The following is a 17,065-nucleotide window of genomic DNA, read 5'->3' as shown; positions in this document are numbered from 1 at the left end:
ACTGCCCCTCGGGCATCGAGAAAACACATGGACGTTCGCCAGTTCGCCTTCCTCGCGCGCCAACCTTCTGCGGCCTTGAAAAGTCGTTCCAACTTCCTGGGGTTGCCCAAGCGTGGCTTGGCGTTGGTGCTGGCCAACGCGATGTTCTGGCAACCGTTGCTGGCCCAGGCGGACGGGATTGTGGTCAGCGCGCCGGGGACGACGCTCGGTCAGGCGGGCAATGGCGTGCCTATCGTCAATATCGCGGCGCCCAATGGCAGCGGGCTGTCGCATAACCAATTCCAGGATTACAACGTCGGCCAGCAGGGCGTGATCCTCAACAACGCGACCGGTCGGACCCAGTCGACCCAGTTGGGCGGGATCATCCTCGGCAACCAGAACCTCAACGGCACAGCAGCCAGCGTGATCCTCAACGAGGTCAACGGCGGCAGCCCGAGTCAGTTGCACGGGTACACCGAAGTGGCGGGGCAATCGGCCCACGTGATCGTTGCCAACCCGTACGGTGTCACCTGCAACGGCTGTGGCTTCATCAACACCCCACAGGCCACGCTGACCACCGGCAAGGCCGTCATCGAAAACGGCCAGATCACTCGCTACCAAGTCGACCAGGGCAGCGTCGCCATCGAAGGCGCTGGTCTTAACGCGACCAACGTCGACCAGTTCGAAATCATCACCCGCTCGGCCAAGATCAACGCTGAGATCCAGGCCAAGAACCTGACGATCATCGCCGGCGCCAATGACGTCGACGCGAAAACCTTCAATGCCACCGCCCGCGCTGCAGACCCCGCGACTAAGCCGCAGCTGGCCATCGACTCCTCGGCCCTGGGCGGCATGTATGCCGGCGCGATCAAGCTGGTCAGCAGTGAAGCCGGTGTCGGGGTGAAACTCGACGGCAAGATGGTCGCCAGCAGCGGCGATATGCAATTGGATGCCAGCGGCAACCTTAGCCTGGTTGATACGGCGGCGGCCGGCGCGGTCAACATCAAGGCCGACAACCTGCAAGCCAAGGGGCCGGTCTATGCCGGCACTACCCTGGACGTGAAAACCCAAGGCGACCTGACCAGTCAGAACAACCTTGTCGCCAAGGACCGCATCACGCTCACCAGCGGCGGCCAGTTGCGCAATAACGGCATCATCGAAAGCGGGGTCAATGCCGATAACACCCGTAATGCCACGGGCGATGTCAGCATCAGTGCACAGAGCGTCAACAACACTGGCAAGAACATCATCGCCAGTCGTGACCTGGTTGTTAACGCAACGCAGACCCTGACCAACCAGGGTGGCACGCTCAGCGGACAAACCACCACCCTCAATGCCCAGACTCTGGACAATCAGAACAACGGGCGTGTGCTGAGTGTCAGCGCGCTGAAGGTTACGGCATATGAGGTGTTCAATACCCTGGGCGTGATCACCAGCAGCGGTGACCTGACGGCCAATGTCGGGCACTTGAACAACCACAACGGCGAGCTTTCCAGCGCCGGTAACACCACGGTGAATGCCTCCTCGCTGGATAACAGCGATGGTCAGGTGACCGGTGACGTTGCGCTGAATATCGGCTTGATCGGCGCCCTGAACAACCAGAACGGGGTGTTGGGGTCCGGTCAGCGTGTGAGCATCACTGCCGCCAGCCTGGACAACAGCCATAACGGCAGCCTTGTCAGCGATGGCGGCTTGACCGCCCGCATTGCGGGCCTGTTCGATAACCAGAACGGTGACCTCAGCGCCAAAGGCGCGGTCGACCTGCAGACTGGCAGCCTCGATAACCGTAATGGCAGCCTGTCCGGCAAGGACCGACTGACGCTGCGCAGCGACTCGCTGGACAACCGCACCGGTAACGTACGCGCCACCAATGACCTGCAACTGAATGTCGGGCAACTCGATAACCGCCAAAAAGGGCTGCTCAACAGTCAGGCGGCGATCAATTTCACGGGCACTCAACTGGACAACCGCGGTGGCTTGTTGAGCGCAGTCGGGCCGATGCGTCTGGACGCCGCCAGTACCGATAACGGCGGCGGTCGCATTGCCAGCCAAACCAATCTGATCGCCAATGTTGCGCAGTTCGCCAACCAGGGGGGCGAACTGGTCGCTCAGGGCGCGTTGACCCTGAACGGCAAGGTACTGGATAACCGTGGCGGCGGTCTGGTAGGCGCCACAAAAGCGCTGCAACTCAACGTCGATGCAGTGGACAACCGTGGCGGGGAAATCTCCAGCGCCGTCGATGTCGGCCTGCAAGGCTCGCAACTGAACAACAGTGATAACGGCAAGATCCTCGCCGGTACCGATCTGGCCCTGCGCGTGGCACAGATCATCAACCAGACCAAAGGCCAACTGTTCAGCAAGGGCGCGACCACGGTTGTCGGACAGAGCCTGGACAACAGCGGTGGCAACCTTGTCACTCAGCAAGGTCTGGATATTCGCCTCGATAATGCCCTGAGCAACGTCGCCGGTCTGATCAGCAGTGAAGGAACCCTGGCGGTCAATGCAGGCAGTCTCGACAGCACTGGCGGTAACTTGTCGAGTGCCGGCGCGCTGGCGCTGACCACCAAGGGCGTGTTGAAAAATCAGGGCGGCTCGATCAGTACCGACGGCACCCTGACCCTCAATAGCGCCATCCTCGACAACAGCCGAAAAGGCCAGATCAGCGGTAAGAATGCGACGGTTGTGACGACCGGTGTGTTCGACAATACCCAGGCCGGGCAATTGATCAGCGGCGACACCCTTGACCTGAGCGCGACTCAGGTGAGCAACGGTGTTGCCAGCCGGATTGCCAGCGACAAGGCGTTGACCGCCAGCGTCACCGGTTTTGATCAGCAGGGCGGTCAACTGTTCAGCAAAACCTCCCTGAGCCTGGACCTGAATCAGGGGCAGTTGAACAACCAGAACGGCCTGATCAACGCACCGTTGCTGATGCTGAAAAACCTCAAGGACATCAACAACCAGGGCGGTGAAATCTCCAGTGCCCAGGCATTCGCGCTGGACGCTCGTAACCTCGACAACGGCAACGGCAAGTTGATCAGCAATCAGGGCCTGACCCTGCGCCTCGAACAATGGCTGACCAGCGTCAAGGGCCTGATTTCCGCACAGTCCCTGGACCTGCAGAGCGCCCGTCTGGACAACACGGGTGGTCTGATCAGCAGCCGCGGCACCCTCGGGGTAACGGTAGGCGGTCAGGTCGTCAACCAGGGCGGCACCCTGATTGCAGACGGGAATATGCAGATCAGCGCTGACAGCCTGGACAACAGCGATGGCGGTCAGGTAGTTGCGCAGGGCGCGCTGGCGCTGACAGTCGATCATGTCATCAACCGCGCCAAAGGCCTTTTGTCGGGCAAGACTGACCTGACGTTGATCGGGCAGGATCTCGACAACAGCGGCGGCTCGCTGTTGAGCCAGAAAAACCTCAAGGCCGGACTCTCCGGCGATCTGACCAACAGCCAAGGCCTGTTGAGTGCTGAAGGCCGGTTGGACGTGACCGCAGCCAGCCTGACCAACACCCTCGGCAGCCTGTCTGCGGCAGGACCGCTGACGCTGACCACCACGGGCATCGTGCTGAACCAAGGCGGTGTGATCGTTACCGATACCGGCCTCGTGCTCAATAGTGCCAGCCTCGATAACAGCAACAAAGGCAGCATCAGCAGCAAAGGTGCGGTGCGCGTGAACACCGGTGTGCTGGATAACAGCCACAACGGGCGGCTGAACAGTGGCGACACGCTGGACCTGACGGCTACCCAACTGACCAACCAGGACAGCGGTCGAATTGCCAGTTCCGGCGCCCTGACCGCAAGCGTCACTGGCCTGGATCAACAGGGCGGTCAACTGTTCAGCAACACCGCCCTGACGCTGGACGTGAACCGGGGTCAACTGAATAACCAGAACGGGTTGATCAGCGCGCCGTTGCTGATGCTCAAGAATCTCACCGACATCAACAACGATGGCGGTGAAATCTCCAGTGTCCAAGCGTTCAACGTGACGGCTCGCAGCCTGAACAACAGCAATGGCAAGTTGCTGAGCAATCAGGCCCTGACCCTGCGCGTCGATCAGGCGCTGACCAACCTCAAAGGGCTGATAGCTGCCGCCACACTCGACGTCAAGGCCGGCAGCCTGGACAACAGCGGCGGCACGCTGACCAGTCGTGCCAATCTGGACGTGAACCTCGACGGCCTTCTGAATAACCAGAATAAGGGCCTGATCAACGCCACCAACGGTCTGACCATTAACAGCCGCGGTATCAATAACCAGAGCGGTTCACTGTTGGGCAGCGCAATTGCCATCGATTTTGGTGCGGCCACAGCAGACCTGGACAACAGCGGCGGCCTGATCACCACCGCCGGCGTGTTGAGCATTCAGCACTTACGCGACCTGAGTAACCGCAACGGCGAAATCTCCAGCACGCAAAGCCTCGATCTCAGCACACGGGCACTCGACAACACGGGTGGGAAGCTGATCAGCAGCAATGTGCTGACAGTGAATGCCGACGCCGTGCAAAACCTCGGTGGCTTGCTGTCCGGCTGGCAGGGCCTGAGCCTGACCAGCAACAACCTGGATAACCGCAACAAAGGTACGCTGTCGAGCCGCGACGGCGATGTTTCCGTTGCGGTCAGCGGTGCGGTACTCAATAGCGGCGAAGGCGCAATCGTCAGCCGCAAAAACCTCAGTCTCAACGCCGTGGACCTGGATAACAGCAACGGTGGTGTGATCTCCAGTGGCGGCGCCCAGACCCTGACCCTCAGCGGTCTGCTGAAAAACGCCCAAGGCGGTTTGATCGACAGCGATGCGGCGCTGGTGATTCAGGCGATGACGCTGGGGAATGCCGGCGGCACCGTCAACGCCCAGCAGGGCCTCAGTTTCACCGGCACCGCGCTGGATAACACCGGTGGCAATCTGGTCGGCAACGCGGCAGTGACCCTCGACTTGCTCGGCGTGCTGACCAACACCAATGGCAAACTGGCCAGCGTCGGCCCGCTGCGGGTTCAGCGCTCCACGCAAATCGATAACCAGGGCGGCCAGCTCGCCAGCCAAGGCTTGATGACGCTGCTCACCGGCGGCCTGGACAACCGTAATCGGGGCACCGTTGCGGCTAACTATCTGCTGACGATCACCACACCGGGCGTGGTGCAGAACGACGCCGACGGCCTGATCTACAGCCAGAGCGGTGACCTGCAAGTCCAGGCCGGCAGCCTCAGCAATGGCAAAGGCACGCTGCAAAGTCAGGGGGCGCTGACCCTTACCACAGGCGCGGATATCAATAACCAGAGTGGCCGGATCATCGCCAAGACCGGCGACCTGACCGTCTCTGCCGGCAATGTCGATAACCGCGGCGGCGTGCTCTCCAGCCTGCAATCGGCCTTCACTGCTCAGCTCACCGGCGTGCTGAAAAATGGCTATGACCTGAACAATAACCGTCAGGGCGGCGTGACCCAGGCACAACGCTTGAACCTGACCGCCTTGGGTGGCATCGATAACTACGGCGGGCGAGTGTCGGCGCAAAGCGGTGACGCGATCATCATCACCGGCAACTTCGACAACCGTAACGGTGGCCTGTACGCCAAAGGCAAGATCAACGTCACCGGCAACGATTTTGACAACAGCGGCGACAACGATGGCCAGATTGCCGGTCAGCAGATCGACCTCAACCTCAGTGGCGCACTGAACAACCGGCTGGGCATCATCGAAAGCGACAGCACCCTGGCAATCAAGGCCGCGAGCCTCGATAACCAGACCGGCCAACTGCGTGTTCTGGGCGGCAGCGGTAAAACCGACTTCCAGATTGGCGGGCTGTTTGACAACCGCAATGGCACCCTGGAAAGCGCCAACACCAACCTGAGCCTGGCGGCAGGAAGCTTTCTCAATGATGGCGGCAGCTTGCTGCATGTGGGCGACGGCACGTTCGACATCTCTACCGCCAACGTCACGGGCGCCGGCGGCTCGATCGTCACTCGCGGCGGCCTGACGCTTAACGCCGATAGCTGGAGCAACAGCAACGTCATCCAGGCCGCGCGCCTGAACGTCAACGTCAATAACTTCACCCAGACCGCCAGTGGCCAGCTGTTGGCGTCCACCAGCCTCGTCGGTAGCGGCGGCAATTGGACCAACGATGGCCTGATCGCCAGTGACGGTGCGCTGAACCTGAACCTCGGTGGCACATACGCAGGCAATGGCCGGCTCAGTAGCCTTGGGACACTCGGGCTGAGTGCCGGGCAAGTGAGCTTGAACGCCCCTTCGAGCATCGCCGGCGGCGGAGACACTACGGTGTCAGTCGGCGGCCAGCTGAACAACGTCGGTCGCCTGACCTCGGCGACCAACCTGATCGTCAACGCCGGGGGCATCAACAACCAGGGCACGCTGGGCAGCGGTCAAGGGCTGACCGTGACCACTGGCGCGCTGGTCAACGACCACGGCCTGATCTTCAGCGGCGCCGACATGAGCCTGCGCCTCGACACACTGAACAACAGCTACGCCGATATCTACAGCCTGGGCAACCTGAGCATCGACCGCGACGGGCAGGGCGGTCTGGCAACCAGCGTGATCAACAGCTCGTCGAGCATCCAGAGCGATGGCAACCTGAGCTTGGCCGCCAGCACGCTTCAGAACGTGCGTGCCGTGCTGACCACCAGTGCCGGTGGCATTTACACCGCCTCCATCACGGAGTATCCGTGCATAGAAAGCCCGAACTACGCGGGTGACTGCAGCGGCAAGCAAAACCACCTGTGGCAGATCGACCAACGCGAAAAACTCGAGGTGACCGCTGCCAGCGCCGGTTCCAGCATCACCGCTGGGAAAAACCTCAATATCGCAGGCGGTGATGTACTCAATGCCAGCAGCACCATCGGTGCTGCCGGCAACCTCAACATTACCGCCAACAACCTGACCAACAGCGGCGTTGAAACCGGCGAAACCGAAACCTGGCGGCTGTTCGTGTCCGAGCGCACCCGCAATGCCGGTATGTGGTACGACGCTGCGGCGGCGTTCAACAACCGCTATGCCATTGGCGGCGCGGGCTACAACCCCAAAGACCTGAGCGGCCTGGTTGGCGCCATGTCCTCGTTTATCGGCATGACCGAGCAAGAGCGCACGGTGTTGCGCCGGGTCACCAAGATCAGCACGGGTGACCAGACCTACGCTGCCGTGATTCAGGCGGCAGGCGCGGTGAACATAAAGGCCCAGGACGGTATCGACAACCGTGTGGCGCGGCCCGGTTTCACCTATGTAGGTGCGGGTGCGAAAACCACCACCGGCAGTGCCGGCGCCAGCGGCGCGGGGGCGTTTTCGACGCGAGTTACAGTCAATCAACAGCTGCCACCGAACCTCGCCCAGCAGCAGGTGAATCCACTGGCCTTACCGGGCTTCGCACTGCCCACCGGGCAGAACGGTTTGTTCCGCCTGAGTGGTCAAGGCAGCAGTACTCCAGTGGCCAGCGGCCCGCAAAGCTGGACCATGGGCAGCGCCAGCGTCAGCCCGACCCAGCGTCAGCAAGTGCTGCCCAGCGTCCAGCCCCCGAACATTCAACTGGGCAACGACGCTCAGGCTTCGGCCAGCGGCGTAGATTTGACTGCGGCAGGTCATCAGGCGTCAAACGTCAACGTGGGAGCCAGCGCGATTAACGTCAGCCCACCGGCTGCCAGCGCTGAGGGTTCTGCACTGCCAGGCCGGTCCACGGCATTTACCATTAATCGTGTCCAGGGCTTGCCCGCCAGCAGCGGTCAGTCCACTCCCCATAAATACCTGATCGAAACCAACCCGGTACTCACCGACCTCAAGCAGTTCATGAGTTCGGACTACCTGTTGTCCAACCTCGGTTACAACCCGGACCAAAGCGCCAAGCGCCTGGGTGACGGTTTCTACGAACAGAACTTGATTCAGCAAGCCGTAGTCGCCCGAACCGGCCAGCGCTTCATCGATGGCCAGACCTCCGACGAGGGCATGTTCAAGTACCTGATGAACAACGCCGTCGCCAGCAAACAGGAATTGAACCTGCAATTGGGCGTCTCCCTGACCTCCGAACAGGTCGCAGCCCTGACCCACGACATTGTCTGGATGGAAAACGCCGAGGTGAACGGCGAGCAAGTGCTGGTGCCGGTGTTGTACCTGGCCAACGCCAACAATCGCCTGGCGGCCAACGGCGCCCTTATCCAAGGCAGCGACGTAACCCTGATCGCTGGTAAGGACCTGAGCAACGCCGGCACGTTGAAAGCTTCCAACAACCTGTCGGCGACGGCTGGCAACGACCTGGTGAACAGCGGTCTGGTCGAAGCGGGCAATCGTCTCGACCTGCTGGCCGGCAACAACCTGATCAACAAGGCAGGCGGTGTCATCGCCGGCCGCGACGTCTCACTGACGGCCGGCCGCGACGTGATCAACGAACGCACGGTCACCACCCACGAAAGCGGCAGCAGCTACCGAACCGAACGCACTGACTTCGTCGATAACGCCGCCCGCATCGAAGCCGCCAACGGCCTGACTGTCAACGCCGGGCGAGACGTCAACAACGCCGGCGGCGTGCTCAAAAGCGGCAAGGACACCACGATCAGTGCCGGACGTGACGTCAACCTTGTCTCTGCTGAACAAGTCACCAGCGGCGTGCGTGGTTTGTATACCAGTCAGGGCATTACCCAATACGGCTCGACCGTCGATGCCGGGCAGGACTTGAAAGTCAGCGCTGGCCGCGATGTCACCGCGATTGCCAGTCAGCTTGCTGCCAAGCGCGATGTGAGCATGAGTGCGGTGGGTGATCTGACCCTGGCTTCGGCGGCGGATGAGCAGCATTCGTATGGTAAGACCAAGAAGGTGACGAGTCAGGAGGATCACGTTCAGCAGGTTTCCACCACTGTCACTGCCGGAGGCAACGTCGCCTTGAGTGCGAGCCAGGATCTGTTGGTAAGCGCCAGTCGTGTAAGTGCGGGGAAGGAAGCTTATCTGTACGCAGGAAACGATCTAGACCTGAACGCGGCGCAAAACAGCGATTACAGCTACTACCGCAAAACCAAGGCCAGTAGCGGTTTGTTGTCCAGCAGCCAGAAGACACGCATCGATAGCAGCAGCTCTATCACTCAACAGGGCTCCTCCATCAGTGCCGACACGGTGGTCGTCCGTGCCGGTCGGGACATTGGCACTACCGCCAGTGACGTAGTTTCCACCAACGCCACCAGCCTGATTGCCGGACGCAATGTGGTGATTGACGGGGCGACGGAAACCTTCGAACAAAGTCATTCCTCATCGACGAAAAAATCTGGCTTGTTGAGCAGTGGTGGGATCGGCTTCACGCTAGGCTCGACCAGTAACCAGAACACCTCGACCAGCTCCACTGAAAGCACCCGGGCCAGCAACGTCGGCAGTGTGCTTGGCAGCGTGAATATCGAGGCGGGTAAGGACTTGACCATCAGAGGGTCTGACGTTACTGCGGGCAAGGACATTCGTCTTGTCGGGCAGAACGTCAACGTCCTTGCGGACGAAAACAATAACCGGAGCGAGCAGACCTCCAAGAGCAAGAGCAGTGGCCTGACCTTGGCATTGTCCGGGACCGTGGGCAGTGCGGTCGACTCCGCTTACCAGACTGCTAAGCAAGCCAAGAACGAGGACGATAGTCGACTTTCCGCATTGCAAGGTGTCAAAGCCGGTCTGACGGGTGTCCAGGCATGGCAAGCGGCGCAGCAGGGAGGTGGAATGACTGCCGGCAATGCCGGACAGTTCGTCGGTATCAGTATTTCCCTTGGATCGCAGAAGTCCAACTCCAAGCAGACCCAAGAGCAGAGTGTCAGTCAGGGGAGCAGTCTGACCACCGGAAACAATCTGACTATCGTAGCTGCCGGCAACGGTATTCCTGGGGCTGACGGTGATATTCGTATTCAAGGCAGCAAGCTTCAGGCAGGCAACGAAATGTTGTTGGCTGCTGAGCGCGATATCCGCTTGGAGGCTGCGGCTAATACGCAAAAGCTCGAGGGTAAGAACAGCAGCAGCGGTGGGGCGGTTGGCGTCAGTCTGGGGGTCAGTTCCGAAGGCGGAATGGGCCTGAGTATTTTTGCTAATGCAAACAAAGGCACGGGCAGTGAGAAGGGCAATGGCACTACGTGGACCGAAACGACGCTGGATGCGGGTAAGCAAGTCAGTCTGATCAGCGGGCGAGACACCGCCCTTAAGGGCGCACAGGTCAATGCTGAAAAGATCACCGCCAACGTAGGCCGCGACCTGACGCTACAAAGCTTGCAGGACACCGACGATTACAAGTCCAAGCAAACCAATGTCAGTGGGGGCGCCAGTATCGCCATTATCGGCACGGGTGGAAGCGCGAGCCTTAGCGTCAGCAAAAGCAAGATCGACTCTAAATACGAGAGTGTGCAGGAACAAACCGGCCTCTTTAGCGGGAAGGGTGGTTATCAAGTTGATGTAAAAAACCACACACAGCTCGATGGCAGTGTCATTGCCAGTACCGCAGACGCCGACAAAAACCGGCTGAGCACAGGGACCCTTGGTTGGAGTGAGATCAAGAACAAGGCTGATTACACCAGCAAGCTGCAGAGTGCCAGCGTCAGTAGTAGCAGCGATGGCGCGGGCAAATTTTTCAGCAACATGCCCAGCGGTACATTGATCGCTTTCAACCATGGCGACAGTGCCAGTGGCACGACTTCATCGGCTATTTCCAAAGGCACCCTGGATATTCGTGACCCTGCCAAACAGCTGCAGGACGTTGCGACCCTGAGCCACGACGTTGTACACGCCAACGACAGCATCAGCCCGATCTTTGACAAGGAGAAAGAGCAGAAACGGTTGCAGCAGGTGCAGTTGATTGGGGATATCGGCACTCAGACAATCGACATCGTACGCACCCAAGGGGATCTCAATGCCAGTGACGCCGCCCGCAAAGAGCTGGCAAAAAAGGATATTGATCGACCGACGGATGAACAGATCCATGACAGTGCGGCATACAAAAAGATCATGGCTGACTACGGAGTCGGTGGTGACTACCCGCGTGTAGCTCAGGCAGTGACGGCCGCATTACAAGGACTGGTAGGAGGCGATATCGGTTCAGCCATTGCGGGTGCCTCAGCGCCATATTTGGCGCAAGTGATCAAGAAAACAACTGGAGACAATACCGCGCTCAGTACTATGGCTCATGCCGTATTGGGGGCGGTGGTAGCGCAAGCTCAGGGCAACTCGGCGCTGGCAGGTGGGGCCGGAGCGGCAACGGGCGAGTTCATTGCTCACCAACTGTATCCGGGCATCAAAACCTCCGATCTGACGCAGGAGCAAAAAGAAACAGTTGTTGCACTGTCGGGCTTGGCGGCGGGGTTAGCCGGTGGGATTGTGGGGGGTGATTTGGGTGGTGCGGTTGCTGGGGCAAAGGCAGGGAGCAATGCGGCAGAGAACAATGCGATTAGTGATATCGCGGACGCACAGACGAGGGGTAAAACACCTCAGCAGGTGGTTGAAGATCGCGTCAAAGCAGAAAACGAACACTATAAGGAGCAAAACTGCGTAGGAATGAGCGCCGAAGCTTGTTCGGTGAAGATGTACACTGAACGACGTGAAGCTCTGAAAGACATGGTGTCAGCGGGTGCAGATTTTGTGCCCGTGGTTGGTACGATCAAAAGCGTCGCAGAAGCAGAAAGTGCGCTTGACTATTTGGAGGCATCGGCGTCTCTTGTACCGGGTGAGCGGGTTGCTGCCGGGCTTCTGAAAATAGCTAGGAACGCGCTGAAAAAAGGGGACGTCAGTGAAGCGTCAAGGCTGATTAGCAAAGCCAGTGACGAGATTCAAGGTGCAAAAGGAGTAGGAGCCGCAGGCCAAAAGCTGCCATCTGCTTTACCAGATAACTTGACTGGTTATGCGAACCCGAAAGATATCCGGTTCACGCAAGATAGTGTTTCGAATACCTTCAAAGATGGCCAAACTCTCCAGTCAACAATTGACGGGCTGAAGTCAGGGAAAATCTCTCCAGATGACCTGCCTCCTATCCGGGTATTTGAGAAGGATGGAGCGGTTTACAGCTTGGATAATAGACGATTGCTTGCTGCGTCTGAGGCGGGCGTTCCAATCAAAGTTGTTCCGGCTACGCCAGCAGAGGTTGCCAAGGAAGGATGGAAAATGACTACGCCCAATAATGGTTCGATTATCTGTGTTCGAGGCGTTTGTAAGTGAGGGCCGTATGAGTTTTGAACGAGTTAGAGATATACAGACAAAAGAAGATCTTGCGGATTTTGTTGGAGAGTTCAGAGAGGGATTGGTGCTTAATCCCGATGACTGGGAAAACCCGGACTTAGAGAGGTTTTTAGCTGCAATGGAAGCCTGGATTAGGTCAATAGATATGTATGCAAAAAACTCTGGCGATAGTGATGTTACTAGCCCTAGCTGGAGTACTTTTGCAAAGATATTGTGTGCATCGAAAGTTTATGAATAGTTGTTCTGCATAGACTTCACTCAACACCGGCCTCGTGCCGGTGTTGTTTTATCTGCTTACTGCAAAACCTCCCGTCCTTCGCTGCTCGCTTTGGTCGTGGCCTGAGCGATCAGGGCATCGAGCATCTGCGCAACAAATTTCTGCTGGCTCTTGGGCAACTGGTCTATGGCTTCCAATTGTTGCTGCCATTTCGGAGCAGGCCCACGCTTAACCGAGTCGGAAAAGCAGACGATATCGGCTCTATCAACATTGGCTGGAGGACTGGCGGGTGGGCTGGCCGCTGGAGGCTTGAACAACGCGATTGCCGCTGCAGGGACCGCTAAAAACGCGGTCGAGAACAACCATCTGAACCCGATCGAAGACGCCTCCCTGGAGATAATGCGAAAGGAGTACAACTCGTCGTGCGTGGGAGTTTCGTCAGATGAATGCACAAAACTGAAGGCTGATATTGAGGCTTTGTTCAAGAAGGCCCAAAGCATACTTAAAGACGAAACCATCAGCTTGGCAAGTGATGCGACCTGGGACTCCAAGCTGGATCACAAACCTGGCGACATCGTCATGTGCAAGACGTCCTATACCTCGTTCTGTGTAGTTACAGATCAATTTGTGAAAACCGCTGACGGTAACGAGTGGTATCTGAAGCCGGCGACCGTCGAACAGGCATTGGAAGGACGAGCGAATCAGGAGAAAATGGCGAGCGACCTGAAAGCGTCGCTTAAGCAGTTTGCTGATGATTCTTTCAGTGAAGGCTGCGGTGGGATGGGCCTAATTGGCATTGGATGCCAGCTTTCGATGGCATTTGGTGTCACTAACCCGGTTACAGAGGCCAAAGCGACTACTGGAGAGAGAATTGGTTGGTTTGCGCAAGCGCTTCTGAATATAGTGGGGCTGAAGGCTGCTGTTGGTGGTGCTGCGGCGGAAGGTGCAAAAGGGACTCCTGCTTGGGATAACGCTATATCTAAAGCTGACGGAGACTTCGGGTATCTCCCGCCTGTCCGGCAAAACTATGTTAAAGATGTTTACGACTTACAAGGGGCTGTGGACAAGATGCGTGCTAGCGGTGCAAGCGCAGAAGACGTTGCAAAGTATGCGTATGGCGCAAGAAACGAGCTGAAAATGAAGTACAGGGAGTATACACCTCCGGAAATGCTTGATGTCATTGATGCAAGAAACTTGGAGCGATATGGCAACAAGATTGGACCCGCATTTGATGATCTAGTTAAAAAAGGTAAAACTTTTGATCAGATAATTGAAAGTTCTACTCGGGCTGGCGGTGGAGACCTTTTTCAATGAAGAGATTTATTGATGATAACGTTTATGCTCTTGGCCGTATGAAATCTGGAAGGTTGTATGCGGAGCTGATTTCTGATGTGGGCTGGGAAGGTTTCCCTAACTATGCGGAGGAGTTCATTAAGCAGTTCTCTGGCAGTATCATTAGTAAAAATGATTCTGTTGATACTAGAGTTTGGGGCGTGATTATAAAAGGTCAGTCCCTGCGATTGGTTTACGAAGACTTTCCCGTGATGATTAGTTTGGAGTCGCAAAGTGAAGGGGGGGACCGATTTGTCGAGGAGCTAAGAGAGATTTTGATAAGCTAGGTTAGTCCTTCGGCGCAAAAGATGTAGTACCTGATCCAGGTAAGACCGCTGTATATTCTTCGACGGCTGAAGACGGCACTGTACAGTATGTTGGTATTACCGATAATCTTGAGGCGCGGTCAGCGGCACACTTATCCCAGAAAGGCATTGAAATTGATGCAATACCAGGTCTTCAGAATATATCTCGCAGTGATGCAAGGGCAGTTGAGCAAGTGTTGATCGAATACAACGGCTTAGGTAAAGATGGCGGCTCATTGATCAATAAGATCAACAGTATCTCCACAGCTAATCCGATTTATGCGGAGTCTCTCGCTAGAGGTGCCGCTCTTTTGAAATCAATTGGATATCCAGGGTTTAAATAATGATCAAAATTGGAGATGTATTTGCCATCGCAACTACGAGTGGAAAAGCATATTTCCAGTTTGTGAAAAAAATCCCTCCTATGGGTTCTTTAATCCGTGTCTTGCCAGGTACGTATCATGACGAACCAGATTTGGATGTCTTGGTAGAGGAAAAAACAAATTTCTGGATTTTTTTTCCTGTCTCGGCAGCTCTGAAGCAAGGAATTATCCAAAAAGCTAATAGTTGTACTGTTCCAACGCACTCTAAGGAGACCCCAACTTTCCGTGCTGGAGTAGTGGACCCTTCAACTGGGCGTGTCGATGCTTGGTGGTTTTGGAACGGGGAGAAAGAATGGAAAGTTGGCGAAATTACAGAAGAGCAGCGGAAGTTTCCTATACGTGGAACATGGAACGACACTCTATTGGTCCAGAGAATTGAAGAGGGCTGGTTGCCGGAAAAGGATAGGCGTTAACTCTATCGGTTTTAGTCGCATGTTGGTGCAAAAGGAGGGCCAGCGAGTAATCTGAATGCGACGAGTGCTATAACAGACGCTGAGGCTGGAACCAGTGGATTGGCAAAGATAGGTTCTTTGAAGGGAGAGCCTGAGCTGCCACCAAAAAATGCAAGTCCGGACATGATTCGATCAATTGAGCGTCAAAATGAAGCTTCGAAGGGGCTTGCTCAAGCTGGATATGATGTTGAGCAGTTGGCAAATTCTGGGAAAAAAGGAGCCAACCCTGATTTGCGGATTAATGGTGAACTAGCTGATGTTTTCTCGCCAATCACCAATAGCCCAATTTCAGTGCTGAAAACAATAACCGGTAAAGTTGAGACTCAGGCTAGCAATATTGTTGTGAATTTGGCTGACTCTCCATTGACCTTTGATCAGATAGAAAGTGCACTGCGCTCGAATCCTGTCGAAGGTTTGAAAAAGCTTTATTTGATGAAGGGCGGGGAATTTAGGGTGATAGGGGCTGCGAAGTGACAATTACAATGAATCTTGAGATTGAAGTTGGAGTTTCCTTTGAAGAAATTGCTTCAGTGCTCTCAGTGATGGGGGCTGAGCACGCAATTGAAAGTGGTTATCTAACAGGTAACTTTAAATATTCAGGTGTTTATTTTGTATTTCGTTGCTTTAGTACTCCTGAGGACGTTGCTGCTGAAGGGGTTGATGTTGATTGGAAAGCAGGTATGAGTGGAGCGTTTCATTGTCCTATAAAATATTTGCTGGAGAGTTCTGAGGATATTAAGTCTTTCCTTACGAAGCTGTCGATAGAGACGGATTTTAAATTTGTTCTTTCTTTTCAGTACGAAAGCTTGTATGTGATTCGTGATGAGTTTGGTATTAGTTTTCTGAGAAACATGGTTGATTAGTTGGTGCAAAAGCAACTGGTGGCGCTGCTGGAAAGGTAGATGATCTTGCCTCTACTGGGACACCTGTTCGTCCCACACCCCAAAAATCTGAAATTGATGTCGGCGCTGATCTTGGTGCTGGAGCTCGCCCACAAGTCAGTTATAAAAATGGACAAGAAGTTCCTTACGGCACTTCGGGTAGTGTTCGTCCAGACTGGTGTGTAGGTAACGTATGCAGTTAGGCACGAAAACGCCATTTGGTACTGCGCTAGGTATATATGTCGGCGGAGTTGGCTATAAGGGCTGCGGCTTTTACGAGGAGGCTAAGGGTGACGGTAAGTAAGTTCATTTCCTCGGCGATAATGGGGGCGGGTGTTTTGGTCGTCATGTTGTCCCTAGGATGCTTGTTGGCGTTGTTGCCGGTCCTGTTTATTTCCGCAGGGTTTGAGGTGGGGTTTGATGTGGTATTTGTATGGTTGGGAATGCCATTCTCGATTTTGTTTGCGTTGAGTTGGTTTTATAAGTATGCGGACTTCGCGAAATCAATCATCTTTAGACGTTAGTGTGGTGTGTCTATGAGCAAGGCTTGGGGAAAAAGGTGGGGCTGGCTATGACGGATGGACGCCTGCAAACGCATTGATACAAGCTTTGTCAATGATGGCTGGAGTTCCGCTGGTAGCCGTTGAAGCCCCGTTGTTGGACTTACCGACGTGGCTGTGGGGGGATAAATTTCCGGTGGAGCGAATTTCAACTATCAACTGATGGCGGGAAAACTTATGGATTATGTCGATTTATCCGTTGCACGGGCGTTGGAATAGCGACCCAAGACAGAAGTCTTGGGGGTTACATTGGGCACTAGCTTAAGCGGTGAGGAGTTATATTAAAAGAGAAGATGCAACATACTCACTCTGGGTAACCGCTGTCGGTGGTGTGGTGGGATTCAAAAGCGGAAAGTTGGTTGCGGGGCAATTGATACCGATAATAGGTGGGGCGGCTGAGACTGTCGGCAATACCTCCGGATCTTTTCTGCCGAAGGTGGTGAATGGACAAATTAACGCATTGGGAGGCAAGTAATGACTGGCGAAAGTCCAAGGTAAACTGTTTTTGCTTCTAATGCTCTATTGTGTGGGATTATTTGTTTTTTTAGGGTTTTTAGGGGCGTTTTTCGCCGTTGTTGTACATTATTTTAAGAGTGGCAATTGGGAGGGGGAGTTGATGTTTTTGGTTTGGTTAAAGGTGCTTTAGCCTATGCCATTCTAGTGGCGGTGAGGGTTTGGGTGCTGTATTTGCTCAAGGCGTGTAGAGGCCGTAAATCCCAGCGCGGTAAGATGGATAGAAAGGAATATTCTTAAACAGCTGTCTGGGGTGTTGGCTGGTTAATCAA

8 protein-coding genes are annotated in these 17,065 nt (G+C 55.8%); 7 read left to right on the top strand and 1 reads right to left on the bottom strand.

Annotated elements, in window-relative coordinates; translation table 11 throughout:
- Positions 1-27: 27 nt before the first annotated feature.
- Both ACODSV_RS04800 and ACODSV_RS04795 read left to right on the top strand, forming a co-directional pair.
- Positions 28-12,129: a hemagglutinin repeat-containing protein gene (locus ACODSV_RS04800; RefSeq protein WP_454843335.1), complete on the top strand. Its 12,102-nt coding sequence runs from the start codon at positions 28-30 to the stop codon at positions 12,127-12,129.
- Positions 12,130-12,136: 7 nt separating this feature from the next.
- Positions 12,137-12,388 carry a DUF7660 family protein gene (locus tag ACODSV_RS04795; protein ID WP_096480655.1) on the top strand — a complete coding sequence of 84 codons (252 nt, stop codon included), beginning with the start codon at positions 12,137-12,139 and terminating at the stop codon, positions 12,386-12,388.
- A 56-nt stretch (positions 12,389-12,444) separates the two neighbouring features.
- Here the strand turns inward: ACODSV_RS04795 and ACODSV_RS04790 are convergent, their stop codons facing one another.
- A complete protein-coding gene (locus tag ACODSV_RS04790; protein WP_454844036.1) occupies positions 12,445-12,684 on the bottom strand; it encodes a hypothetical protein in 240 nt (79 codons plus the stop codon).
- Here ACODSV_RS04790 and ACODSV_RS04785 point away from each other — a divergent pair.
- The 5 genes from ACODSV_RS04785 (at position 12,638) to ACODSV_RS04765 (ending at position 15,702) form a co-directional block, all read left to right on the top strand.
- Positions 12,638-13,681 carry a VENN motif pre-toxin domain-containing protein gene (locus ACODSV_RS04785; RefSeq protein WP_454844019.1) on the top strand — a complete coding sequence of 348 codons (1,044 nt, stop codon included), beginning with the start codon at positions 12,638-12,640 and terminating at the stop codon, positions 13,679-13,681. The genes ACODSV_RS04790 and ACODSV_RS04785 overlap by 47 nt on opposite strands.
- On the top strand, positions 13,678-13,986 hold the full coding sequence (locus ACODSV_RS04780) for a DUF3630 family protein (protein WP_223817905.1): 309 nt from the start codon (positions 13,678-13,680) through the stop codon (positions 13,984-13,986). The genes ACODSV_RS04785 and ACODSV_RS04780 overlap by 4 nt, the downstream gene beginning before the upstream one ends.
- Positions 13,987-14,347: 361 nt before the next feature.
- Positions 14,348-14,800 carry a hypothetical protein gene (locus tag ACODSV_RS04775; RefSeq protein ID WP_150055902.1) on the top strand — a complete coding sequence of 151 codons (453 nt, stop codon included), beginning with the start codon at positions 14,348-14,350 and terminating at the stop codon, positions 14,798-14,800.
- Between the two features lie 99 nt (positions 14,801-14,899).
- Positions 14,900-15,313 (top strand): CdiA C-terminal domain-containing protein, encoded by a 414-nt coding sequence (locus ACODSV_RS04770; RefSeq protein WP_143036971.1) that lies wholly within the window; start codon positions 14,900-14,902, stop codon positions 15,311-15,313.
- An 8-nt stretch (positions 15,314-15,321) separates the two neighbouring features.
- A complete protein-coding gene (locus ACODSV_RS04765; protein WP_143036972.1) occupies positions 15,322-15,702 on the top strand; it encodes a hypothetical protein in 381 nt (126 codons plus the stop codon).
- Positions 15,703-17,065: the final 1,363 nt, after the last annotated feature.

This window comes from Pseudomonas sp. FG86 (assembly GCF_057808775.1).
The sequence above is the reverse complement of the archived record's forward strand: the minus strand, read 5'-3'. Positions and strand labels throughout refer to the sequence as shown.